Origin of the sequence: Pseudomonas frederiksbergensis (assembly GCF_900105495.1) — a bacterium.
Taxonomy (GTDB): Bacteria; Pseudomonadota; Gammaproteobacteria; order Pseudomonadales; family Pseudomonadaceae; genus Aquipseudomonas; species Aquipseudomonas frederiksbergensis.
The window spans coordinates 3274917-3297943 of record NZ_FNTF01000002.1 but is presented as its reverse complement, the minus strand read 5'-3'; the positions used below and the strand labels follow the sequence as shown (position 1 = coordinate 3297943).

General features: G+C 58.9%; 24 protein-coding genes and 1 tRNA gene. 6 read left to right on the top strand and 19 right to left on the bottom strand.

Features of this window, described 5'->3' with window-relative positions; translation table 11 throughout:
- Positions 1-53 precede the first annotated feature (53 nt).
- Positions 54-1010: a sugar ABC transporter substrate-binding protein gene (locus BLW70_RS15440; RefSeq protein WP_074875298.1), complete on the bottom strand. Its 957-nt coding sequence runs from the start codon at positions 1008-1010 to the stop codon at positions 54-56.
- A gap of 195 nt (positions 1011-1205) precedes the next feature.
- Positions 1206-1667, bottom strand: a complete 462-nt coding sequence (locus tag BLW70_RS15435; protein ID WP_074875296.1) for a hypothetical protein — start codon at positions 1665-1667, stop codon at positions 1206-1208.
- A gap of 349 nt (positions 1668-2016) precedes the next feature.
- Here BLW70_RS15435 and BLW70_RS15430 point away from each other — a divergent pair, with 349 nt between their 5' ends.
- The 3 genes from BLW70_RS15430 to BLW70_RS15420 all read left to right on the top strand — a co-directional run bounded on the left by BLW70_RS15430 (position 2017) and on the right by BLW70_RS15420 (position 4261).
- The gene (locus tag BLW70_RS15430; protein ID WP_074875294.1) at positions 2017-3105 is read left to right on the top strand and encodes an asparaginase; all 1089 of its coding nucleotides are present in this window, start codon (positions 2017-2019) and stop codon (positions 3103-3105) included.
- Between the two features lie 171 nt (positions 3106-3276).
- Positions 3277-3567, top strand: coding sequence for a DUF1654 domain-containing protein (locus tag BLW70_RS15425; RefSeq protein WP_074875292.1), 291 nt, complete (start codon positions 3277-3279; stop codon positions 3565-3567).
- Between the two features lie 4 nt (positions 3568-3571).
- Positions 3572-4261, top strand: coding sequence for an endonuclease (locus BLW70_RS15420; RefSeq protein ID WP_074875290.1), 690 nt, complete (start codon positions 3572-3574; stop codon positions 4259-4261).
- A gap of 214 nt (positions 4262-4475) precedes the next feature.
- On the opposite strand, the gene BLW70_RS15415 is transcribed toward BLW70_RS15420, so the two are convergent.
- Positions 4476-4841, bottom strand: a complete 366-nt coding sequence (locus BLW70_RS15415; RefSeq protein WP_074875288.1) for a penicillin-binding protein activator LpoB — start codon at positions 4839-4841, stop codon at positions 4476-4478.
- A gap of 250 nt (positions 4842-5091) precedes the next feature.
- On the opposite strand from BLW70_RS15415, the gene csrA reads away from it, so the two are divergent.
- On the top strand, positions 5092-5286 hold the full coding sequence (gene csrA, locus BLW70_RS15410; RefSeq protein ID WP_007938114.1) for a carbon storage regulator CsrA: 195 nt from the start codon (positions 5092-5094) through the stop codon (positions 5284-5286).
- Positions 5287-5465: 179 nt separating this feature from the next.
- Here csrA and BLW70_RS15405 read toward each other — a convergent pair whose 3' ends face one another.
- Positions 5466-5921 carry a DUF2214 family protein gene (locus BLW70_RS15405; protein WP_074875286.1) on the bottom strand — a complete coding sequence of 152 codons (456 nt, stop codon included), beginning with the start codon at positions 5919-5921 and terminating at the stop codon, positions 5466-5468.
- Between the two features lie 172 nt (positions 5922-6093).
- On the opposite strand from BLW70_RS15405, the gene BLW70_RS15400 reads away from it, so the two are divergent.
- Positions 6094-6306, top strand: a complete 213-nt coding sequence (locus tag BLW70_RS15400) for a hypothetical protein (RefSeq protein ID WP_074875284.1) — start codon at positions 6094-6096, stop codon at positions 6304-6306.
- Positions 6307-6404: 98 nt separating this feature from the next.
- Here BLW70_RS15400 and BLW70_RS15395 read toward each other — a convergent pair whose 3' ends face one another.
- The 3 genes from BLW70_RS15395 to BLW70_RS15385 all read right to left on the bottom strand — a co-directional run bounded on the left by BLW70_RS15395 (position 6405) and on the right by BLW70_RS15385 (position 7246).
- Positions 6405-6599: a hypothetical protein gene (locus BLW70_RS15395; protein ID WP_074875283.1), complete on the bottom strand. Its 195-nt coding sequence runs from the start codon at positions 6597-6599 to the stop codon at positions 6405-6407.
- Positions 6600-6724: 125 nt separating this feature from the next.
- Complete coding sequence (locus tag BLW70_RS31500; RefSeq protein ID WP_074875281.1) at positions 6725-6961, bottom strand: hypothetical protein; 237 nt, start codon at positions 6959-6961, stop codon at positions 6725-6727.
- 208 nt (positions 6962-7169) lie between these two features.
- Positions 7170-7246, bottom strand: a tRNA-Val gene (locus BLW70_RS15385).
- 184 nt (positions 7247-7430) lie between these two features.
- On the opposite strand from BLW70_RS15385, the gene BLW70_RS15380 reads away from it, so the two are divergent.
- Positions 7431-8714, top strand: a complete 1284-nt coding sequence (locus tag BLW70_RS15380; protein WP_074875279.1) for an NAD(P)/FAD-dependent oxidoreductase — start codon at positions 7431-7433, stop codon at positions 8712-8714.
- A 60-nt stretch (positions 8715-8774) separates the two neighbouring features.
- On the opposite strand, the gene BLW70_RS15375 is transcribed toward BLW70_RS15380, so the two are convergent.
- From BLW70_RS15375 to BLW70_RS15320, 12 genes are read right to left on the bottom strand one after another with little or no spacing between them, the layout of a single operon-like run.
- Entirely contained in the window at positions 8775-9401 is a 627-nt protein-coding gene (locus tag BLW70_RS15375) for an RraA family protein (RefSeq protein WP_083383372.1), read from the bottom strand.
- Complete coding sequence (locus tag BLW70_RS15370) at positions 9398-10180, bottom strand: IucA/IucC family C-terminal-domain containing protein (RefSeq protein WP_074875275.1); 783 nt, start codon at positions 10178-10180, stop codon at positions 9398-9400. The genes BLW70_RS15375 and BLW70_RS15370 overlap by 4 nt, the downstream gene beginning before the upstream one ends.
- Complete coding sequence (locus tag BLW70_RS15365) at positions 10177-10968, bottom strand: ABC transporter ATP-binding protein (RefSeq protein WP_074875273.1); 792 nt, start codon at positions 10966-10968, stop codon at positions 10177-10179. Before BLW70_RS15365 ends, BLW70_RS15370 begins: the two co-directional genes overlap by 4 nt.
- A gap of 12 nt (positions 10969-10980) precedes the next feature.
- Positions 10981-12012, bottom strand: a complete 1032-nt coding sequence (locus BLW70_RS15360; RefSeq protein WP_074875271.1) for a FecCD family ABC transporter permease — start codon at positions 12010-12012, stop codon at positions 10981-10983.
- Positions 12005-12994, bottom strand: a complete 990-nt coding sequence (locus BLW70_RS15355) for a FecCD family ABC transporter permease (RefSeq protein ID WP_074875269.1) — start codon at positions 12992-12994, stop codon at positions 12005-12007. Before BLW70_RS15355 ends, BLW70_RS15360 begins: the two co-directional genes overlap by 8 nt.
- Positions 12991-13911: an ABC transporter substrate-binding protein gene (locus BLW70_RS15350; protein WP_074875267.1), complete on the bottom strand. Its 921-nt coding sequence runs from the start codon at positions 13909-13911 to the stop codon at positions 12991-12993. The genes BLW70_RS15355 and BLW70_RS15350 overlap by 4 nt, the downstream gene beginning before the upstream one ends.
- Complete coding sequence (locus BLW70_RS15345; protein ID WP_074875265.1) at positions 13904-15751, bottom strand: IucA/IucC family protein; 1848 nt, start codon at positions 15749-15751, stop codon at positions 13904-13906. The genes BLW70_RS15350 and BLW70_RS15345 overlap by 8 nt, the downstream gene beginning before the upstream one ends.
- 4 nt (positions 15752-15755) lie before the next feature.
- A complete protein-coding gene (locus BLW70_RS15340) occupies positions 15756-16529 on the bottom strand; it encodes an HpcH/HpaI aldolase family protein (RefSeq protein WP_074875263.1) in 774 nt (257 codons plus the stop codon).
- Positions 16523-18388: an IucA/IucC family protein gene (locus BLW70_RS15335; RefSeq protein WP_371916939.1), complete on the bottom strand. Its 1866-nt coding sequence runs from the start codon at positions 18386-18388 to the stop codon at positions 16523-16525. The genes BLW70_RS15340 and BLW70_RS15335 overlap by 7 nt, the downstream gene beginning before the upstream one ends.
- A 25-nt stretch (positions 18389-18413) precedes the next feature.
- Positions 18414-19841 carry a DHA2 family efflux MFS transporter permease subunit gene (locus BLW70_RS15330; RefSeq protein WP_074880586.1) on the bottom strand — a complete coding sequence of 476 codons (1428 nt, stop codon included), beginning with the start codon at positions 19839-19841 and terminating at the stop codon, positions 18414-18416.
- Positions 19838-21049 carry a type III PLP-dependent enzyme gene (locus tag BLW70_RS15325; RefSeq protein ID WP_074875259.1) on the bottom strand — a complete coding sequence of 404 codons (1212 nt, stop codon included), beginning with the start codon at positions 21047-21049 and terminating at the stop codon, positions 19838-19840. The genes BLW70_RS15330 and BLW70_RS15325 overlap by 4 nt, the downstream gene beginning before the upstream one ends.
- Complete coding sequence (locus tag BLW70_RS15320) at positions 21042-22826, bottom strand: IucA/IucC family protein (protein WP_074875257.1); 1785 nt, start codon at positions 22824-22826, stop codon at positions 21042-21044. The genes BLW70_RS15325 and BLW70_RS15320 overlap by 8 nt, the downstream gene beginning before the upstream one ends.
- Between the last annotated feature and the right edge of the window lie 201 nt (positions 22827-23027).

The window sequence follows — 23027 nt, the reverse complement described above, 5'->3', positions numbered from 1 at the left end:
AACTCTCCATGCGCTCGCCCCGACGGGCGAGCACCGTTGTGTCGCCAGAAGGACTACTTGGTAACCAGCTCTACCGGAGTTTCGATCACACCATTGGTGCCGCTGTCGACTTTTTCACCCTTGATGATCTTCAGCGCAGTCTCGATGCCGAACACGGCTTGCTTGGCCGCAAACTGGTCAGCGGTGGCCAGGACACGGCCATCCTTGAGCATTGGCTTGATGGCGTTGATGTTGTCGTAACCGACCACTTGCACCTTGCCGGCCTTGCCCGCTGCACGCACGGCAGATACTGCGCCGACGGCCATGCTGTCGTTGCCGGCCAGCAGGGCTTTGACTTGCGGGTACTCGCTGAGGATCGAGGCAGCCACTTTGTTGCCCTTGTCGATTTCCCAGTCACCAGACTGCAAAGAGACGACCTTGATCTGCGCCGCTTCCATCGCATCCTTGAAGCCTGCGGTTCTTTGCTGTGCGTTGGTGGTGGTTGAAACGCCTTCGATGATGCCGACTTCGTCTCCGGCCTTCAGTTGCTTGGCCAGGTACTCGCCCACCAGACGCGCGCCTTTGCGGTTATCCGGGCCTACGAACGGTACAGTGATGTTTTTGCTTTTGACCACAGCCGGGTCCAGCTGGTTGTCGATGTTGATCACGGTGATACCGGCATCGATGGCTTTCTTGATCACCGGAACCATGGCCTTGGAGTCAGCCGGCGCGATGACCAGCGCATTGACCTTGGCCAGAATCATTTGCTCGACGATGCGTGTCTGGCCAGCTGTGTCGGTTTCGTCTTTGATGCCGTTGGAGATCAGCTCGAAATCGCTGGAGTGGTCTTTCTGATAGGCCTTGGCGCCGTCTTCCATGGTCAGGAAGAATTCATTGGCCAGGGATTTCATGACCAATGCGACTTTGGGTTTTTCAGGCGTTTCGGCGAAGGCCGAAGAGACGGGTAACGCGACGGATGCGGCAGCCAGCATAGCGACAGCGAGAAGACGTCCAGCGAATGGCAGCTTCATGGGTTCACTCCGATCTTATGATTATTTTGAGCAACGCTTGCGCTGGCGTAGGCTTCATTGCGCTCACAGATGGATAACCACCACGAGCACCGCGCAAACGTTTGCGAGACCGAACTATGCGAACCCTGCCGACATTTGTCAACGAGCAGAGAGGACCATTTATTTGAACTGGCTGGCAAAAGCCGGGCATTCAAGTCATGCCGTGGTGTTGACCACCGTTCCGGTGCTGGAACCCTTGGCCAGTTCCTTGACCAGGGCCGCGGACACTTCCAACAACGCCCCATTGGTGTCGGCAATCTGTCCTTGAAATGCCATGACCACAGTGGCCTTGGCTTCCGGTGTCGGATAAGACGCCGCCTGCGCTGCGGCTAATTGTTGCTGTTGCTCGCGCAGTTGCTGTTGTAGCTCTTGCATGCGTTTGAGCAGGACTTTCACCGCCACACTCTGGTTGCTCTCGTCTGGGGTTTCGGTCTGCGCGCCCGCGCTTTTATCCAACCCCAAAGGGCCAGTCTTGACTTGATTACCATCGCCTTCCATTGTGCCCAGCGCTTTGTCGGCAGCCTCTACGGTGGCGTCATTCAAAGCTCGGATCGTAGCGGCGGATTTGCCACCAATGGTGACGCCTGCAGCGTTTGAGATACCAATGGATAACGACATGTGAACTCCTGAGTAGAAAGATCCTTTAAAGGAGCATCGACCGAAGCGCGGGTTTCTTTAGCAATGATTCGTAATCTTGCAGGACGATTTACTCGACAGAGGTTGTAGTACTTTTCGGAGAGCCGAACACAAACACTCAACGCGTTCGGAAACCCGGACAACCGGCGGTGCACTCCCTCCGGAGACACAGATAAATATTTATATAAATCATCAAGTTAAAAGTTTTTCTCATTCAAAGTACGACTGGTACAGATCCTGCTCATCTCATTCACCCCAAGCGTTCAGATCCGCTGGGGGCGCATCTAGATGAACCTGCATCAGCACCGTCTCACTACTAGAGAGAAAAATAATGACATCTGCTTTCAAGACCTTCGTTCCGGGCGCTTTGGCCCTCTTGCTGCTCCTGCCTACTGCCCTTCAGGCAAAAGAAGTCGAAACCCAACAGAAACTGGCAAACGTGGTGATCCTGGCCACCGGCGGCACCATTGCTGGCGCGGGCGCCAGCGCCGCCAATAGTGCGACCTATCAAGCGGCAAAAGTCGGCATCGAACAATTGATCGCCGGGGTTCCGGAACTCAGCCAACTGGCTAACGTTCGTGGCGAACAGGTCATGCAGATCGCGTCCGAAAGCATCACCAACGAAAACCTGCTGCAACTGGGTCGTCGCGTGGCCGAACTGGCAGACAGCAAGGACGTCGACGGCATCGTCATCACCCACGGCACCGACACCCTGGAAGAAACCGCCTACTTCCTGAACCTGGTGGAAAAAACCGACAAGCCAATCATCGTTGTCGGCTCCATGCGCCCGGGCACCGCCATGTCGGCCGATGGCATGCTGAACCTGTACAACGCAGTGGCCGTGGCCAGCAGCAAAGAGGCTCGCGGCAAAGGCGTACTGGTGACCATGAACGATGAAATCCAGTCGGGTCGTGACGTCAGCAAAATGATCAACATCAAGACCGAGGCATTCAAAAGTGCCTGGGGCCCGCTGGGCATGGTGGTCGAAGGCAAATCCTACTGGTTCCGCTTGCCGGCCAAGCGTCACACCATGGACTCGGAATTCGACATCAAAAACATCAAGAGCCTGCCTGATGTCGAAATCGCCTATTCCTACGGCAATGTCAGCGATACCGCTTACAAAGCGTTGGCTCAGTCTGGCGCCAAAGCCATCATTCACGCCGGTACTGGCAATGGCTCCGTCTCGTCCCGTGTAGTCCCATCACTGCAAGCCCTGCGCAAGGACGGCGTGCAAATCATTCGTTCGTCCCACGTCAACGCCGGCGGTTTCGTACTGCGTAACGCTGAACAACCAGACGACAAGTACGACTGGGTTGTAGCGCACGACCTGAACCCGCAAAAGGCTCGCATCCTGGCCATGGTCGCACTGACCAAGACCAACGACAGCAAAGAGCTGCAGCGGATGTTCTGGGAATACTGATTGGCCCTCGCCCGACCGGCTCCGGTAGGGCACCGCTTCCACCACTCGCCAAACCCAGGCGAGTGGCTTACAAGCCCTCCCGATATTTCGATAAAAATTTTCCCTTCGTCCTACACCAAACGGAAAAAATTGCTGTCAGAGGATTTTCTTGAATTTTAAGCAGTTGCGAAAATGCTTACAGTTAAATACTGTATGCACGTACAGCTTAATAAGGATAATTCCGTGGCCAACACCTCTGCCTCTCCTGACTCCTATGCACGCATGGGTATGCGCGTTCAAAAAATCATCAATTCCCCCTCCGCCCAAAAAGCCAAAGCAGCGTTGATCTTCCGTCTGCCGGACGAACCCGTGGATGAGTGGGAACAATTGCTCGAAGAAATCGACGAGAACGACAACGTCACCCTCGCCTATCGCGACGATGGCGGCGTGCAGATTTTTTGGGTTGTGCCGAAGGAAGATTGAGTCAATGAGTGTCCGCTGGCTTGCTTTGCTGTTTTTGTTCATCACCCTCGGCGCCCAGGCTGGCGCCCCACGCACCTTCAACGAAGCCAAGAAAGTGGCCTGGAAGCTCTACGCACCGCAATCCACAGAGTTCTATTGCGGGTGCAAATACACCGGCAACAAGGTCAACCTCGCAGCCTGCGGTTATGTACCGCGTAAAAACGCCAAGCGCGCTTCCCGCATCGAGTGGGAGCACATTGTTCCGGCCTGGCAGATCGGCCATCAGCGTCAGTGCTGGCAAGAAGGTGGGCGCAAGAACTGCACGCGTTATGATCCGGCCTACCAGAAGGCCGAAGCCGACCTGCACAACCTGGTGCCGAGCATTGGCGAAGTGAATGGCGATCGCAGCAACTTCAGTTTCGGCTGGTTGCCGGTGCAGTCGGGCCAATATGGCTCGTGCCTGACCCAGGTCGACTTCAAGGCGAAGAAGGTCATGCCCCGCCCGTCCATACGCGGCATGATCGCTCGAACGTATTTCTACATGAGCAAGCAATATGGTTTGCGCCTGTCGAAACAGGATCGACAGCTCTACGAAGCCTGGAATAAAACCTATCCGGTAGAGGCCTGGGAACGACAGCGCAACCAAAGCGTGGGGTGCGTCATGGGACGCGGCAACGAGTTTGTCGGCCCCGTCGATATGAAAGCCTGCGGTTAAGCGCTCGCTGAAAACACAAAAGGCCTCGGGTTTGATATCCGAGGCCTTTGTTCGTTTCTAACCGCCGGCTTTGTGGTAGCGCCAGTAGCCCATCAGGCTGAGTGACTTCTTGGCATCTCCACGGCGATCCAGCCGTAGAAGCCATCACGGGCAGATTCGGCCGTTCCCCCAGAGCGTCACGCATCAAATGAGGACTGCGCCTGGAAAAGGATTGTTACTGGGCTACGGGATGGTCGACAACCAACAGTTCGATGTTCTGTTTCTTCGCCCGGGTGAGCGCCGCGCGCACTTCTGCCTGTTTGGCTTCGGCCTCTGCTTTCGAACCGAATGGCCCGAGCAGAATCCGGGTCTTTCCATTTTCCTTGACGATATTGGAAACGAAACTGTGCTCAATCAACCAGCCGCTCAAATCGCTGACCGCCTGAGGTGTTTCGCCTCGAACTTCAAGATCCCATTGCGGACCGGAGACCACCGAAGGTGCAGTCGCGGCTGCCGGTTGCGGCTTTTGCGCGTCAACACTCTTGCCTTCACCGCATCCCGCCAGCGCCAATACCGCAATTACCAAGACCATTTTGCGCACAACGCGTCCCTCAGAATGCTTAAAGCGGCGATTTTAGCATCCATGAATACTTCCCGAGTGCCGCAAAATGGGCTTAAAACAACGAGAATGATGGTTGCGGCCTCTGTATAGTTACGCCTTGGGAATTAATGCAGCATCTGCGCGTCAGAAAGAGGCACCCAAACCATGAGACTTCGCACTAATCTATAGATACCACCGACCTCTGCACTGTCCGAATCAGGTGCCCTACAAAGCAATCAAGGAGAAGACCATGCTGATACTCACCCGCAAAGTCGGTGAAAGCATAAATATTGGCGATGACATTACGATCACCATTCTGGGCGTTAGCGGCCAGCAAGTCAGAATAGGCATCAATGCCCCGAAAGACGTTGCGGTTCATCGCGAAGAAATCTATCAGCGCATTCAGGCTGGCCTCACTGCTCCAGACAAACCGCAGACTCCCTGAATCCTGTTGCAGTCAGTAGCCAGCCCGTTCGTTACAGCGCAATGGCTGGCTAAAGATTCATGCTCGGCATTTTGCTGGGCACTCGCCTCCTCCCCGATTACGTGAAGCCGATGCTACCGGCTTCGGCCACGCCGTGACTGTCAGATTATTCGCTTTAACCCCGACGAATCCCGCCGTTCTTAGCCGAAGGTCACGCCGCGCGCCATGCCGGTGGCCGCAATCACCATCAACATCAACAACAGCGCTTCGACATGGCTGATGCGTGCAAACAGCCTGGCTCGACCCTGGTCAATCGAAGCGCCCCTGCCCAAGGCGATCCGCCACTTGATCAAGGTGATCATGGGGGCCACTTCAAGCAGCAGAATGATCACGAACAGCGTCATCTTCAAATGGAACAATGGCTGATGAAGGTAATAGTCAGTGCCTTTTTCGTACCCGCCGAAGGCCCGCATCAAACCTGTGATCAGCAAAATACCCGCACAGATGCCCCATACGTTATCGGCAACCAGCACACTGCGAACCGGCGCCGTACCGACAGCCAGGCGGCTTAACGCCGCACCTCGGGTGAGCACCGCCCAAAGGCCCAAGGCAACAGCCAAGAGATGGATCGCCGCAAGAAACCAGTGAAACAGCATAGGGATGCTCCAGACAGGGACAAGGAAACGGGCTTGTCAGTAGTAGTCCAGAATCTGGAAATCTGCCTGCAGGCCGTGACATGACTGGCGAAGAGCCAGCTATCCCCCTATCATGCCGCCCACTGGCCCTTGCGTAAGGAGCCAGAGGATAAACATTCAAAAGGGAATAGACGTGAAAGAGTTCGTAATTGGCGTAAACAACGTTGTTCTGTACGTCGCACTGGCCGTTATCTGGATCGTCGCAGTGGTCATGATCTTCGTTCAGGGCTTCTGGTCCGGGGCAGGCGTCTTCATTACCGGCACCCTGACGTGGTGCATCATCTCCGGCTTCTGGTTCGTACAGTCGGCGACTTATGAAGAACTGAAGAAGCTGAACGCCAAGTAAGATTAGTTTTAGTTGGTAGGGCCTACCAAGCAGGTCCGACAGGATCGTCTTGCACGAGATCCAGATGTGAAGAGCCCAGCGCGATGGCTGGGCTCTGGTTATTTTCTGTTTTCCATCATCTTGTCGGCGAGAGCTTTGGCCCTTTCAATCAACAGATTCTGCCTGTCTTCATGCGTAGCGCCTCCTACAACCGGTGCCGTCAAATTGCTTTCCGCAATCAACGCAGCGCAGAAGTATTGATCCCAAACAGCTCTGTCCTCAGATACCTGCTTGTTCATTTGGTCGGCGATCATATGCGGCTCCTTTTGATGAGGTAGCACCGCTATCTTACGCCTGAATCACTGGCAATCCGTGCCGCTGAAGCTGATCGGCAAACCGGGCGATCATTGACCGGTCCGAGGGCCGATGGCCAGCGCCTTCAGTCGTCTCTATCGTCACGATCACGATTGCGGTCATACCCATGATCATGGTCACGACGATCATATCGGCGGTCATACCCGCGATCATCGTCATACCCGCGGTCGTATCCACGACGGTAATCATGATCCCGATCACGATCTCGACCGTACCTTTCTCCGTCGTCCCAGTGAGGCCCACAGCCTCCCAGCAGGAGAGAACCTGAAATAACCATGAACATTATTACTGCACGCTTCATTTGAACGCCCTGAATGCAAAGTCAGCGATATGACCGTGAGGCCGCTGAATGATTCACAGGGTAGATACAACAAGCCAAATCCAAAGCCTGCCTGGAGGTGGGCGTTGAGTTGACGTTTTGAGGTGGGAGTTTTGCAAATCGCAGGCAACAAAAAAGGGCCCACCTTTCGGTGAGCCCTTCTAGACCGCCCAGCAGAGCGGATTTTGTTTGGTAGGCGCGATTGGACTCGAACCAACGACCCCCACCATGTCAAGGTGGTGCTCTAACCAACTGAGCTACGTGCCTGCTGTGAGGCGGCATTCTACGGAATTCCGAAGGGGTGTCAACACCTTTTTTCGAGCTAACCCTATGAATATGCAAAATATTTAATTTTGCGGCTGCAAAGAAGATTTTGCGGTGGCTGGCGGTCGATTTTTATCTCGGGTAGGATCGATACAACTCGTAAAATATATTAAACAGAGGCTGCAGGATGGCGAACACCCCCTACCCGGAATCCTATTACGCCGCATCGGCCAATGCGGTTCCGCCGCGCCCGGCTTTGCAGGATGACGTAGAGACTGACGTCTGTGTGATCGGTGCCGGTTACACCGGCCTGTCCTCTGCCCTGTTTCTGCTGGAAAACGGTTTCCGGGTCACGGTGCTTGAAGCGGCGAAGGTAGGTTTTGGTGCGTCGGGGCGTAACGGTGGCCAGATCGTAAACAGTTATAGCCGCGACATCGATGTGATCGAGCGCAGTGTCGGTCCCAAGCAGGCTCAGTTGCTGGGGCAGATGGCGTTCGAAGGTGGGCGGATCATTCGTGAACGGGTTGCCAAATATAATATCCAGTGCGACTTGAAGGACGGCGGTGTTTTTGCCGCCATTACCGCCAAGCAGATGGGCCATCTGGAATCCCAGAAGCGTCTGTGGGAGCGGTTCGGTCATAACCAACTCGAATTGATGGATCAGCGTCGCATCCGTGAAGTGGTCGCGTGCGATCAATACATCGGCGGCCTGCTCGACATGAGTGGCGGGCATATTCATCCGCTGAACCTGGCGCTGGGCGAAGCGGCAGCTGCGGAGTCGCTGGGCGGCACCATTTATGAGCAATCGCCGGCGGTGCGTATCGAGCGCGGCGCGAATCCGGTAGTGCATACACCTCAGGGCAAGGTCAGGGCCAAGTTCATCATCGTTGCGGGCAACGCGTATCTCGGTAATCTGGTGCCGGAACTGGCCGCCAAATCGATGCCCTGCGGGACTCAGGTGATCACCACTGAACCCTTGGGCGACGCATTGGCCAAGAGCCTGTTGCCGCAGGATTACTGCGTCGAGGACTGCAACTATCTGCTCGACTACTACCGTTTGACCGGCGACAAGCGCCTGGTCTTCGGCGGTGGAGTGGTATACGGCGCGCGGGATCCGGCGAACATCGAGGCGATTATTCGGCCGAAGATGCTCAAGGCCTTCCCGCAGCTCAAGGACGTGAAGATCGATTACGCCTGGACCGGTAATTTCCTGCTGACCTTGTCGCGACTTCCCCAAGTCGGACGCTTGGGCGACAACATCTACTATTCCCAGGGTTGCAGCGGCCATGGCGTGACGTACACCCACCTGGCAGGCAAGGTCCTGGCCGAAGCGTTGCGTGGTCAGGCCGAGCGTTTCGATGCGTTTGCCGACCTGCCCCACTACCCGTTCCCCGGCGGACAACTGCTGCGTACACCATTCGCTGCGTTGGGCGCCTGGTATTACGGATTGCGCGACAAACTCGGCTTCTGACCGACCGACGCAAAAAAGGGGCAACTGCACAGTTGCCCCTTTTCATTTCCGCTCGGGAAATCAGCCCCTTCGCTGATTGAGCCTCTGCAAGAATTCGGCCCTGCGCTGCTGGTCCATTTGCTCTTTGGCCAGGAGTTCGGGAAGCAGCTCGGCCGCACGCCGGGCCTCAAGGATGTAGACACCGTCATCATCACCAACGGCCAGATCCCCAGGCTGTACCTGAACCCCGCCCACATTGATCGACTGATTGACTTCCCCATGAGCGCCAATGCCGCGAGTCGTGTACGAACTGACGTCCCGGCAAAAGATCGGCAACCCATGGCGGCGCAATGCACTGACATCCGTGACCGCACCCGACACCACCACCCCGGCCAACCCTTTGATCAATCCGGCCAGGGTGCGCAGTTCGCCCCAACAGCCACACTCCTGGTCGTTCACACATTCGATCACCAGCACGTCGCCCGGCTCACTCAGCAACAGCGCTTCACGCAAAATGCTGCCATCCGGCGGGAAGACTTTGACGGTGACGACAGTGCCGACCATACGGATGTCGTTGAACAGCGGCTTGATCCCGCGCAGGAAGCCCCGATCGGAAAAATGGCCGATGGTCGACGAAGGGATCGACTGGTAGGCGTTGAGCAGCTCCGGGGTAACGAGCTGCTGGCGAGGGTTGATCTGATAACTCATCGGCATTTCCCGGGACGCAGCAGTGGGCAGGTCGAACAATATTCAGCGGGCTCGGTAGCCAGGTAATAGAAGCAACAGGTTCGTCGAAAGCGAATGCTGCGCTGCCCCTCGTCGACGAGTGTCGGCGGTCGGCGGAAATGGCTCAGCGGGTTGTAATCAAGGCCGAACAGCGCAGGTTCTGCTTGGGTCAGCAACCACCTGAAGTCGGCTTCATAGCGCTCGCGTATCGATGGATCATCGATTTTCGCCATGCGTTTTTCATACAACGAATACACGCGCACGGCGGTGTTTTCCCACAAGATGCGCCGTGAAACACCACTCACCCGGTTGAAGGTTTGCCACAGCGGCTTCAGCAGCCCGGCAAACAGTGACTGCACCACGGCTTCCCGCCAGGCCTCGCGCTCACCTGCGCCGTACGTCAGCGGCAGGGAATGAGCCAGCGGCATCGAAGACGTCCACAGCCCGTCATCGTGGCCGTATTCGACCACCGTGTTGTCCAGCGTCAGCAGCAGTCCTTTGTCGTACACCGACATGGCGTACAAACAGGCGCCGGTGGCCAGGAACGACAGGCGTTTGCCCAGCAGCGAGGCAGTGATTTTCCGCGACGGTGAGCCAATGACCGGGCCCAATGCGTCCAGCAAACGCTCGCACACTTCTTCCTGCAACAGGTCACGCGCCATCAGCGAGCGTAATGGGTCACGTTCGGCGCAGTCCTTCAACCGCAACCCACCGCCCAGCACGTTCCATTCTTGTGCGGTGAAGTGGCGAGCCAGACTCATTGCGGCAATTCCCGACCAAACGGAATGCACATCGGCGTACCGAAGAACGGATCAGGAATAATCCTGCAGTTGAGGTCGAACACGGTTTTGACCAGTGCCTGAGTCAAGACGTCCTCAGGCCGGCCTTGGGCAAATGCCGTACGCTCATGCACCGCCACCATATGATCGGCATAACGACAGGCCAGGTTGAGGTCGTGAAGCACCATGATGATGGTTTTGTTCTCGAGCCGGTTGAGGTCGCGCAGCAGGTCCAGCACTTCAATCTGATGAGCCAGGTCGAGGAAGGTCGTCGGCTCGTCCAGCAGCACGATGCCGGTGTCCTGGGCCAGGGTCATGGCGATCCACGCACGCTGGCGCTGCCCGCCGGACAAGGCATCCACCGGCCGATCCGCCAGCGCTTGCAGACTGGTCTGCGTCAATGCGCGATTGACCATGGTTTCATCCTCGGCCGACCACTGTTGCATCCAGCTTTGATAAGGGTATCGGCCCAGGGCCACGAGCTGGCGAACGGTAATGCCCTCGGGCGCCATTGGTGTCTGAGGCAGGATAGCCAACTCGCGCGCCACCGCCGCCGTGGATTTTTGCTGGATATCCACGCCGTTGAGAATCACCGAGCCTTGCTGCGGTTTCAACAGTCGGGCGAAGGATTTGAGCAAGGTACTTTTGCCGCAGCCGTTACTGCCAATAAGTACCGAGATCTTGCCCTTGGGCAGTTGCATGTCCAGCGCGTCAATAATCACCTGGCGCTGATAACTCAGGGTCAGGCCGCGACTTGCAATCGACGTCATACGTTGAATTCCTTAATGACGCTGTTTGATCAACAAATAGAGAAAAAAGGGCGTGCCCAGCACCGCGACGAAGATCCCGGCCGGCAAATCCAGGGGCAGGAACAGCGTGCGTCCGACCAGGTCCGCCAGCATCACCAGGTTTGCGCCAATCAGGGCTGCCATCACGGCCTGCCCAGCGAAACCGGGGGCTACCAGGCGCTTGGCAATATGCGGCGCGATCAGCCCGACAAACGCAATCGCGCCACCCCAGGCAATGGCCGCACCGGCCAACGCCACACTCACCAGCAACAAACCGGCCCGCAGCCATTGCACGCGCACACCGATGCCCTGGGCCAGATGGTCATCCAACTGTTGCACCATCACTTGACGGGCCAGCAGCACGAGCAGCGGACAAATGCCCAACAACCAGCCAGCCAGCGCCAGCGGTTCGGGCCAACTGGCGCCGTACACACTGCCGGTCAGCCAGACGTAGGCCGACAGGGTGGTGGTCAGCGGACTGAACACCAGAATGAAGGTGGTCGCGGCCGTCAACATCGCCGAGACGCCCACACCGATCAGCACCAGTCGCAGCGGTGAGGCCCCCTGCTTCCAGGCCAGCAGATAAATGGCCAGTGTCGCCAACGCCGCACCGAGCATCGCGGCCAAGGGCAAGAATTGTTGCCCCAGCGTCGCGGACAACAACGACAGATAAAGCACGGCAGCTGCACTGGCACCGCTGGTGATGCCCAGCAGGTCCGGCGATGCCAGCGGGTTGCGGATGATGCTTTGCAGGATCAGCCCGGACACCGACAACGCAGCGCCCACCAGCGCCGCCAGGACAATACGGGGAAAGCGCAGTTGCTCGACGATCAACGTCAGGCTGGCGTCCTGAGTGGAAAACAGGATTCGTATCACCTCGAGGGGTGAGAGGATGACTTTCCCCAGCGACAACGAGCCGAGCATCACCAGCACCGTCAGCAGCAGCGCCGCGGCCAACCGCAGCCACGTGGAGAGGTTGACCCGCCGGGAATACCCGCCCCGGCGCCAGGTCACCACCTTATCCATAACGACCTCCACGCCGGGCCAACATGATAAAAAACGGTGCGCCGAACAGCGCCGTCATCACGCCTACCGGCACCTCCTGAGGCAGGATCAAAACCCGCGACAGCGTATCCGCCAACAGCAGCAGAATCGCGCCGAGCAGCGCACAACCGGGCAGCAACCAGCGATGGTCGATGGACAACCCCTTGCGCACCATGTGCGGTACCAGAAGGCCGATGAAACCAATGCTGCCGGCCAATGCCACTGCGCTACCCGCAAGGCAGATCACCAGCACGCTCATCAGCAGCCGGATCAGGCCGGTTCGCTGCCCCAACCCCGTGGCAATCTCTTCCCCGGCGTTCAGCACATTGAGCTGCCCGGCCAGCAACAGCGCCCCCGCCAACCCGAGCACCGCGCACAGCAACAACGGCGCAGCGGTCGACAGGCTGCGTTCGGTCAACGAACCGGCCATCCAGAACAGCACCGTGTCCAGGCCATCCTGATTCACCACCAGCAGCGCCTGGCTGAAAGCGGAGAACAACGCGGCGATCGCCGCGCCTGCCAGCACGATGCGCAGCGGACTGAGACTGCCTTGCCCCATGTTGCCGATCAGCCACACCAGGCAACCCGCCACGCCAGCGCCAATGAACGCCGACCATAGCCAGGCATCCGGGGATGACAGCGAGAAGATCGAGGAAAACAGGATGATAAAAAAAGTCGCACCGGCATTGATCCCGAACAGTCCGGGTGATGCCAGCGGATTGCGGGTCAGTGCCTGCATCAGTGCGCCCGCGACCGCCAGGCTGGCGCCTACGGAAATCGCCATCAGGGTTCGTGACAGGCGCGTAGTGGTCACCAGCACATGATTGATGCTCAACGGGTCAGGATCGACAAACGCCGCGGCAATCTGTGGCAGTGGAATCCAGGTGGCACCGACCGCCAGGCTCAACACGCAGCACAGCAGCAACACAACACCGGCGCTGCACAGCTTTACTCCCGGACTCATGAAGCCACCTGCGCGGCGGCCACGCGGGCCACGTCATCGAGCATCAGGTTAGCCCCCAACATCCCGCCCGACAGACTCCACGCGACGCCATCGACCTGCCACACCTGTCCTTGCTGCGGGGCACGCATCTGCTTCCACAACGGGTGTTGCACCAGGCTCTCGTAGTTACGCTGCACCGCCGCGTTTTGCGCACGCAGGAAGACAAAAAAGATATCGGCATTCACCACGGCAAGGCTTTCCTTGCTGGTGAGCTTGATCGACACCCCGCTCGCCTCCCGGCTGCTGTCACTCCAGTTGAACCCCAGCTCGGTGAGCACCGAGCCCGGAAAACTCGCCGGCAGGTAACTGCGGATGTGGTCTTCGCGGATGTCCAGAATCGACACCGTGGGTGGCCAGCGTCCGGCAAATGTCTGCCGCAGTTGCTCGCACAGCTGTGCCACGCGCTGCTGCCATCGATTCAAAATCTCGTCGGCCCTCTGTTGCTGGTGTAATGCAGCGCCCATCAGCGCCAGGGTCTTTTTGAACTCGAACACTTCCTCCAGCATCAGCACCGGGGCGATCTGCTTGAGTAACGGCGCAATGCGCTCATGGCGAAAGCGCGAGGCAACGATCAAGTCCGGCTTGAGCAGCGCGATGTCTTCAAGGCTGGGCTGGGTCTCCAGTCCGACATGGGGCACCTGGTCCAGTGCCGTGCGCAAATAGCGATAGGTCGGTTTTTCGCTCCAGGAATCAACCACGCCACACGGGGTCACGCCCAACATCACGGCGCAGTCGGTGGCGCCCTGAAACAGGGTGACCACCCGCAGCGGCGCGGTGTCGGCCGCGGCCCACGCCGGCGCAGAAAACCTGAGGGCGAGCGCCCCCAGGGACAGGCGCAACAGCGTGCGCCTGGAGGGTTCATGTCGCGGTTCAGGCATTACGATCGAGCCTGTGAAACGGGTTGACCACATGGCCTTTGCCAAACGGCATGCTGCCGGGGCCGCCCGCGCGTTCGATCATCGGGGTGAGCAGCAATTTCTGCGGCCAGTGCGGCGATTCGAATAACTGGTGCTTGATCATGATCCGCGCCTCGGCATCAAATTCGATTGTATCGATCAACTCGTTGAGCACTTCGCCCATCGCCTTCCACAATTGAGTGGCCGGCAATGCGTAGACCTCAGCCAGCGTATCGATGATGGCGCGGAGGTTGACCTGAATACCCAGTGTCTGCAACCAGAACAACAAGTCTTCGGGGCGATCGTGGTACAGCGTGTTGGCGTGCCCCTTCTTCAACCGGTAAGCCGGGTCGGCCAGGCCGTTGCGTTCCAGCCATGGCACGAAGATGCGCAACGAATCGTGATCGCGCAACAGCAAGCCCTGGGCGTAACCGGCCTTCCACACCAGCACCGCGTTCTGCCCGTGAATTTCACCCAGCATGCCGATGCGGAACATCCGCAGGTTGATATCGAAGAAGCTGTGGCACAGCTCGCGGAACAGGGTCATCACCGACGCGGCGTTGGCCGGCAGTTGACGGTAGGCCATCCAGTCATCGAAGAAGTGTTGATTGCTTCCGGGCAACGGCGTGCCGAGGGCGGCCATGGGCACCAGTCGGGTATCCGAATCTTCCAGCAGCGCGGGCGGATAGCCGCGCACCATGGCCGACAGGTGACGCGGCGCTTCGTCAAACAGCGTCGCGTCTGGCGGCATGAATGCCCACCATTTGGTTTCGTCGCATAGGTGCAGCGACTGCTGCAGGGTTTGATCCTTGCCCAGTGCCTGGCGCAGCAACGCCTCACTCAAGCCGCCGTTGATCATTTTCACCGCGGGCAGATAACGCGAAGCGCCCAGCGAATAGATCGCCATCGGCAACTTGAGGTAATCGGCACTGTTGAAGCACGGCGTCATCGAGCGCAACGACGAAGTGGCGAAGAAATCAGCGTCGCTGAAGTCCAGGCGATGGCAGTCACCCTTGGCGAACGCGTCGCCGAGTTGCGCCTCCAGCACATGTTCGAACTGCCACGGGTGCACCGGCAGCGCGATGTGGCTGTGGGCAATGCCCCGCTGCTGCAACTCTTGTTGCAAGTTGGCCTGCAACGGCGGCGGCAACAGGTACTGGGCGGGATAGCTCTGCGCCAGGTCAGTCACACCGCCGCCGCATTGCAGCAACGTGCGGTCGACCGCGATCCAATTGAGTGCCACCGGCCGGGCGAATTCCGCCTGGTATTGCTGATATTCGACGTCGTCCAAACCCTGCTTGGCTTTGGCCAGCGGATGGTAGGGACGATCACGCAGCGAAGCCCACTGCTCCATCGCCAGGAAGAAGTCCGCGTTGCTCTTTTCCAGCAAGCGTTCGCTGTCGACACGATGAGCCAGGGACAACTCGGTTTGCCGGACGCTGGTGCGCAGCACATCCAGAAACAGGGCGAAGCCTTTTTCATTGTCCGGGTAGCGATCGGTCATCCCGGCCAACACCTGGGTCGTGAAAGCCTCGGGTGACAGCGCGGTCAGCTGGTCATTCTGTCGCGCCCAAACCGGCGTGCCCGGTACCTTTTCCCATTGCTGGGTAATGCCGGGACGCAGGGCAATGACGATGCAACCTTGGGGATCGATAGGCCATTCCCAGATCCGTTGTTCGGCGCTCAACCCGGTAAACGGCTGATCGGCCGATGACGAGGGCGCCAACAGGTTCAGCGGCTCGGTCCCGAAAAAATGTTCGGCCAGCAAACAATCGACCAGATCCTGCATCACCTTGTCGGCGGCCATTGTGGTGAAGTTCATCCGATTATTTTCCTTCTGCTGAAGTGGCGGCCAATTTGGCCTGGAGGGCACGAAAAGCGATGCCACGCTCGTCACCCAAAACAAAACTTTTTACGCCGCGCGCCAACCATCGTTGGTGGTCACCCGGCTGACGCGGAATCGCGCAATACGGCACGCCTGCGGCACTCGCCGCTTGCCAACTGGAGAGCAGCGCTTGCTGCACCTCCGGTCGGTCGATCTGCCAGGGCATGCCCATCGATTGCGACAAATCGGCAGCCCCTTCGAGGATCATGTCGAGGCCGGGCACGGCGGCAATCTCTGCCGCCCGCCGCACACCTTCGGCACTTTCGATCATCGCCACGACCATGATTTGCTCGTTGGCCAGTGCGACGTACTCCGCCAGGCTGTGTTTGCCAAACGCACCGGGGCGCCCGGCATTCAGGCTGCGGGTGCCCTGCGGGTGGTATTTGCAGGCTCGAATGCTTTCGGCCAAAGGCTCGGGGCCTTCGATCATCGGCAACACAATGCCCTGGGCGCCGCCATCGAGCAGGCGCAGCAGGGTTTTCGGGTTGAGGTCCGCCACTCGCACCAGCGGGGTCAGCGCGTAACTCTCGGCGGTGCGGATCATGTTCTCCACGGTCTCGGGGTTGATCAGCACGTGTTCCATATCGATGATCACGAAATCGAAACCGGCTTCGGCAATCAGTTCGATGGCCGCTGGCGACGGAATCGAGCTGATCAGGCCGTAGACCGGCTCACCTGTTCTGAGCTTCTGCTTGAGCAGATTGGTCCTCAGCATGATTGCGGCCGGAACGCGTGCAACGGATTCGGCACCGATTTGAAACGACGTTCGCCGTCGCCCAGCAGGCGGCGCTTGGTCAACTCTTCCACTTCATAGAACGGCGCGAACACATCAAACGCGGCATAACGCGGACGGTGTTGCGGATGTTCAGCCTGGTAAGCAGTGATGACCTCGGCAGTCATCTGCCAGAACAGGGCCTCTTCGAGCTGATAGTGCTGATGCAGGAAGATCGCCATCTCGGCCAGGGCGATGAAAAAGAATGAATCACAGGAAAAATCCCGGACCGCATCCAGGTCGTCGGTGAGGATGAACGAGTTGCGATTGAGCTTGGCGTGGCTGGCGGGCAGCGGCACCAGGGTCGGGCACAGCTCGGGGCGACCGAGGTGTTGCGGCGAATAGCGCACGCCGTCATGGAAGTCTTTCAGGGCGATACGTTGCGGCCAGCCCTGCTTCACGATCAGGACGATGTTCTGCCCATGGGACTCCATGCCGATGCCTTCGGCGTAGAGCATGTGGATGATCGGCGACACCGCGACTTGCAGCAGTTGGCGGGTCCAGGCGTGCAGGCCGTATTGCTTGATCCAGGCATCGATAAACGGCTTCTGTTCACCGCTGCCGTAGCGGTTGTCCACGGAGCTCAAACCATTGAACGGCACCGCTTGCTCGTCGTCTTGCAGGTATTGGTGAATGCTCTCGCGCCATAGGCTGCCCATCGTGCCGTAGGCCTGGGACATCCGCGTGGCAGGCAGGTGATCGTAGTCAAAGCTGACGCCGACCACTTCGCCGAGAATCACAAAGCCAAGGTCGCGGGCGGTGCTGTCGCTGCCGATCAACTGCTGCAACCAGTCGGTGATGATCGGGCCGTTCATCACCGTATGCCGGGCCAGAATTCGCGTGCTGGAGGTGTTGGTCATGCTCAGCGCGAGCTTGACGTAAGGCCGCTTTTTCTCCGTAACGTTGGCCAGGGTGCGGATCGACTGTTGCGCCTGATACCGGTCATTGGTGGTGCCCAGATGGATCACTTCGCCGCTGACCAGCTCCGGGTAGAACACCGGAACGATGATGTTTTCCCACTGCCACGGGTGCACCGGCATCAGCCAGTAATCGCCCATCGCCTTGCCTTGATCGGTGAGGCTTTCAGCCAGTTCCTGCCAGCGCTGAAGTCCGAATTCCTGCTGGATAAAATCGTCGTAATTCAGGTGCCGCGAGATGTTCATCGCCCCGCAGGTTTTCGCTACTGCCAGCCAGACGATGGCAACAGGCGCGGCAAATTCCGGTCCGTAGCTCGCGTTGTCTTTCAGCGAGAAGCCGATGCGCGATTTGTAGCAAGGGTGATAGCTGTGGGCGTCCATGAAGTGCTGTTCCAGCGCATCGACGTCCAGTTGATGGGATGGCTTGGCCGCTTGATAACCCTGACTGCGCGATTGCAGATCCTTGAGCATCGTTTGTTCAAGCTCATGGGTGAAGCGTGGCAGGTGCGGGCTGTCCTGGAGTTCGCTCAGCAGCTCCGCCAATGCTTGATGGAGGTGCGGCCGGCGGCGTGCGCCCAACGCGTCAACGCGTTCGAGGCTGGCATAGTCGACGCGGATCAGCTCGAAGCTTTCGCTGAGCAATCCATTGCAGTGGTACTCCACCGGTTGTTGCTGCGCGTCGATACCGCTGACAACAAAACGGTACTGGCCGCCATCGAGGGGCGAATGGCGATACGGCAAGACGTTTTCATACAACAGCGTTTGCAGCAGTTGACCCACCACGCGCTGTTCCACTTGCTGATAGTGGCGCGGATCGGCCGTTGCCAGCCAGACGCCTGGCGCAGAATCCGCAGCCTGTTGTGTTGCCTGTGAAGAAGTCGCCATAGTCATAACCTTGTCCGTGAAAGAATTAACGGTGTTCGAGGGCCGAGGGCAATGCCTCGGCCGGCTCGTCGGATGCGTGAACGGGAAAACGCCAGGCACAGGGCAATGCCAGCAGGATGAGGATGCCGGTGGCCATGAAGACCTCGCTGATCGCCCCCGAACTGGCCATCGAAGCCACCCCGCCCCCGGTCTCGGCAGTCAGCCGGAGTTCCAGCCACAGGGACGCAATCACGATGGCCAGCGACGAGACGAGACGACGGGAAATGTTGTTCATCGCCGCGCCTTGCGTGACCATCGGTTCAGGCAGCGCATCGAGCCCGGCGGTGGTGATGGGGATGTAGGACAGGCCCAGCCCGGCGCCGCGGACCATCATCAGGAAAAACACCACACCGATTGAAGCGCCAGCCCCCAGCATGCCCAATCCCAGCGTGGCGCCCCCGGTCAGCAGCAACCCCCAGAACACCACGCCGCGCGGGCCGTGACGGTCCAGCCACTTGCCGCCCAGATGCCCGAACAGGCTGGCGAACAACGCCGTGCACAGCAGCGACAGGCCGGTCCAGATAGCGCTGTAGCCCATCACCACTTGCACCAGCAGCGGCAGCAGCACCAGGCACTCGAACATGCCGACCGACTGCACCACGGCGATGATCACGCTCAAGCGATAACCGCGCAGGGCAAAGATGCGCAGGTTGAGCAGCGGCGAAGTCCGGTTCAGTTCCAGTCGAACAAACGCGACCAGACACACAATGGCTGTCAGCAGCATGCCGAGGTTGAGCGGATCAGTGAGGGCCTCGGCATGGCGCAGGCGGCCAACGGCAATCATCAGCAGGCCGATGCCCGTCGCGATCAACAGGTAACCCGCCAGGTCGAAAGGTTTGCGTTCCAATGCTTCGCAAGCCGGCAGCACGCCGACGCCAAGGATCAGCGCCAACAGGCCAATCGGCACATTCATCAGGAACAGCGAGCGCCAACTGAACCACTCCAGCATCAGGCTCCCGCACAAGGGCCCCAACGCCGGCGCCAACATGACCGCCGCGCCCCACAGGCCAGTAACCCTGCCCCGCTCGCCCTTGGCGTACACCGAAAAAATGATCGCCAGCGACAGCGGAATCATCAGCCCGCTGGCAATGCCTTGCACCACGCGCGCGGCAATCACCAGCGCGATGGAGTTGGCCAACGCCCCTAGCAGCGAACCGCAGACAAACAACGCCACGCCCCACAAATAAAGGGATTTGCGCCCCACCCGCTGGCTGAGAAAACTGGTGAGCGGCATGGTCATGCCCATGCTCACCATGAACGCGGCCACGATCCAGGTGGCCAACAGCGGACCGATATCAAAGGCCTCCATGAACGCTGGCAACGCCGGATTCAGCGAGCTGTTGTTCAGGCTGACCGTCAGCGTGCCCAACAGCACGTTGACCACCACCAACCAGCGCGGCACGGCAAACGTCAATCCCACGGTGCGACTCCGGCTTCTTGCACAAACACCTGCGGTGGTCGCGGATGACAGAGGAAATCGGCGTGGGAGATGTTGTAGCCATAGGCACCGGCCAGGGGCAGTACCAGCATGTCGCCGATCTCCACCTCCGTGAGCGGGCAATCGCGGCTCAGCACATCCTTTGGCGTACAGAGTTGCCCAACGACCGTCCACTGCTGTTGTGGCGCTGTTGACGTGACGCGATGCCGGGGCAGATGAATGACCGGGTGATCATGGCCCTGGGCAACCGGCAAACGGAACTGATGAGTGCCGCCCCGACAGACCAGGAAGTGCTTGCCGTGACTGGTTTTCCTGTCCAGCACTTCAATGGCGTAATAGCCGCAGAAGGCGCTGATGAAACGACCGGGCTCAAAGCGCACGATGGGCGCATCGGCACAGGCGGCAAGGCTCTGCGCCAAATGCGTACACAAGCGCTGCCAGTCGAATTGCTGCGGCCCGAGGTAATTGACGCCGATGCCACCGCCCACGTTGAGGTGAGTGACCGCTGCGGGATCGGCCGACAACGCCTTCCATTGCGGCCAGCGCTGCAAGTACAGATCGAGCAATTGTTCATGGCGTTCCACCAGCGACTGATGGGACATCGCATGCACATGGAAGCCCTTGAGCCGCAGGTGGCTGGCGTTATCAACCCAACTCACTGCCTGAGCCAGTTGCGACTCATCGATTCCGAACGGTGTCGCCGTGCCGGCCATCGCCAGTTTGCTGGAGAGTGGTGACGGCAGTTCAGGATTGATCCGCAGCAAGACGTCTTGCACGCGCCCCGCTTCCAGTGCCAACCGTTGCAGGCGGACGATCTCGTTCAGGCTTTCGATGTGAATCGCTTCGACTTGATGTTGCAGCGCCGAACGCAGGTCGGAATCCAGTTTGCCGGGGCCGGAAAAGATGAATCGCTTGCGCGTCGGGCAGGCATGGAGGCGATCGATCTCACCGCCGGAGGAAATCTCGAAGCCATGCACCAATGGCGCCACAGCGGCGAGGATTTGCGGTTCGCTGTTGGCCTTGATCGCGTAGTAAAGCTCTACGCCGTCGGGCAGCGCTGCCATCACTTGCGTCACGTGCTGTTTCAGCGCGTCCAGGTCATAGATGAACAGCGCCAGCGGATCTTCGTGTTGAACGCGGGCTTCGTCGATGGCGGCCAATACCGTTTCGGGCAACTTATCCATGCTTGGCTTCCTTGCCCCACGGGGACACCAGACTGACGTAGCTGGCCTGGCGATCGGCCTTGGCTGCGAGGCGGACTTTCAGGTTGGTTTTGCAGGCAATCGGCTGACCGGCGATCAGGGCATCCAGCTCCGGCGCAGCGCGGGTCAATTCGGCGCGGATGCTGACCAATTGCTGCTCCACCCGTTGCCACATCAGCGGCGCCAGGTGCGGACGTTCCCAACTCAAGGCCAGTACAGCCTCGGACAAGTTGTTGACGAACAGACAATAGACGATGCGATTCCAGCCTTGCTGGCGAGAATACAGCAGCGACTCGCGCACCCGTGGGTGAACGTCTGCATCGATCCGCGAGGCCCCCAGTTCGTCGGTCAGTTTGACCCCTTCGAAATCCCGCAGCAGCAAGCGTTGCGGGCGACCGTTATCATGCACCAGCACGCTGTTCTGCAAGTGCGGTTCCATGACAATGCCGTGGTTGAAGAACAGCGCCAGCACCGGCCGTAGCAACAGCGCCTGATAGTCGTCGAACCAGCTCAACAGCGTTTGATCGTCGATGTCATTGCCGTTGAACCGGCTCAGGAACTCATGCACCAACGGCGGCAAATGCAGGCCACGAGCGAACAACGTACCGGCCATGATGCTGCAGTCGGTGCCGGTGTCGAGGCAGAAGTTTTCCCGCAGGATTGCCCCGGTCTGTTCGCGGAACCAGTGGTTATCGGCTTCGCTGGCCTGTTGCGGCGCCCAGCTCAGGTTGCCCGGCTCAGCCACCACCGACAGCCCGCCCAGAGTTTCGGGTTGGGTCAATTGGAGGTTACGAAAGACCCGGTCGATCATCAGTGCGCTTTCCAGTTCGTACCAGGCGTTTTTCCTGACGCAGTTGGTGATGCGCACGTTCAGCGAGCCCTTGATGAAGAACTCATGGCCCTCGATGTACCAGGTTCGGATGGACGCCGTGGGGTTGGCCATCAGCCCTGTGGCGCCAAGATCGACAATGGCCGCGGATTTCAACAAACGCTGAACCCGGCCATCCTGCATGAACAACTGCGCCTGCACCGGATGCATGCAGATAACCGCGCGCCCTGGCCGTGCCTGCGCTTGATCGGCAAAACCGGCCAGCACTTGGGCCTTGCTCAGGCCGTTGGCCCCGACGTTCAATCCTTCCAGCGGCACCTCGAACAGGTGCAACGGCGTGCGAGCCTGGAATTCCGGGGCGTAGGTTTCCTGGGCCAGATGCGCTGGCCACAGGCGCGCCTTGGGTGCCGGGTGGTTCGGATGACCGAACCACAAGCCCTGTTCGCTGGCGAGGTAACCACTGAGCGGTGCCGGGTGCTGACCGTCCATGTTGTGGCCGACGATGGCCGCGGTCAGCAACTGGCTTTGCAACACCTGATCCAGCAACTCATCATTGCTGGCACGGGTCATGTGTTCGCAGGCCGCGAGCAACTGCTCGACGAATTCGGTGAATCTCAGGCACGACCAGTCGCCCTCGCCACGCCGGGCATAAACGTCCGACAGGTAACGGTGACTGCCCAGACCATCACGGCGGTCCACCATCACAAAGAACTGCTGCTGGTTGGGCAGGCTGATGGTCAGGGGAATGCCCTTCCATTCCAGGCCCTCGAGGTAACTGCCCGGGGGGATACCTTGCATCTGTGTCGGCCAACTGTAACTGAGGCAGTTTTCCGGCAAGGCGAACTCTTTGATCAAACAATTAAGCAACGCGCGCGTCGTCGCCAACTCACTGACCATATTCGATAAAACACTGCGATCTGGATGATTCATGGGTGCTCCACAATAGCCCGCGAGGCCACTGGACACGTTATATGGCGAAGAAATTAGTTGCTGATCGATCTGTTTAACAGCCGACGAAACCCCACGTAACGACATCACTTCATTGAACCTTTTTAAACAATCAGATGAACATCAAAGTTACTCGCAGCACTGCCATCAAACAGTGATTCGACAGACTGCCACCGCAACTTC